The sequence below is a fragment of the Microcystis sp. M53603_WE2 genome (genome assembly GCF_030065435.1).
In genome coordinates this window covers 1-1005 of record NZ_JASJFF010001068.1, presented here as the reverse complement: position 1 = coordinate 1005, position 1005 = coordinate 1, and the positions used below count along the sequence as shown (strand labels likewise).

2 protein-coding genes are annotated in these 1005 nt (G+C 37.6%); both read right to left on the bottom strand.

Annotated features, from left to right (window positions below; genetic code table 11):
- Window positions 1–67: 67 nt before the first annotated feature.
- Window positions 68–520 carry a hypothetical protein gene (locus PX481_RS22545; RefSeq protein WP_002762217.1) on the bottom strand — a complete coding sequence of 151 codons (453 nt, stop codon included), beginning with the start codon at window positions 518–520 and terminating at the stop codon, window positions 68–70.
- Between the two features lie 57 nt (window positions 521–577).
- A partial coding sequence (locus PX481_RS22540; protein ID WP_288096154.1) for an ATP-binding cassette domain-containing protein occupies window positions 578–1005 on the bottom strand: 428 nt, incomplete at its 5' end.

Below are 1005 nucleotides of genomic sequence, written 5' to 3'. Positions count from 1 at the left end.
ATCTAAGAATTGAGAAAAAAGCAAAACCTTATATTATACCATAAAAAAATTATGCAAGAGGTCTATTCTAGGGATTACCTGAAAAAAATACTTTCCAACCGGCAGTAGCGATCGCACTTGCCAAAAGAATAATTAATGTCCAAACCTGATTTTTTTGGGTTCCTTCCACTGATTTTAGGCGATTATCGATGCCCTCAACCTTTTCGGTTAACTTTGCCTGTCCTACCTCTAGCTTATTTAACCGTTCGTCGAGTTTGTCAAATTTTTGGTTAAAATCTTTTTGGAGACTTTCAAATTTTTGGTCAACATCTTTTTGGAAACTGTCAAATTTTTGGTTAAAATCTTTTTGGAGACTTTCAAATTTTTGGTTAAAATCTTTTTGGAGACTTTCAAATTTTTGGTCAACATCTTTTTGGAAACTGTCAAATTTTTGGTTAACATCTTTTTGGAGATTGTCAATTTTCCCCTCAATCCTCGTCAAAACAGCTTCTAGGGAATAGGTAACGGTTTCGTTAGACATAGTATCAACTCCCATTAGATATATTTTCTCGGTTCCCTATCGGGGACTATTTTAAGACTAAACCAGTTCGCCACTTTCTTGCAAAGAGTGGAGACGTTGATAGATTCCCTGCTGATTTAATAATTGATCATGGCTACCGATCTCGACAATGCGACCATTATCTAAGACGACAATTTGATCAGCTTCTCGAACGGTACTGAGACGGTGGGCAATAATAATCGTAGTGCGAGTGCCTAAAATGGATTTCATGGCTAGTTGAATTGCTCTTTCTGACTCATAATCTAAGCTAGAAGTGGCCTCATCAAAAACTAACACATCTGGATCAACAATTAACGCCCTAGCAATTCCTAAACGCTGTCTTTGTCCCCCCGAAAGACGCACGCCCCTTTCCCCTACAATAGTGGAATAACCATTAGGTAATTCCTGAATAAATTCATCGACACGGGCAATTTTACAGGCTTCTTCTACCTTCTCGAAGCTAATAT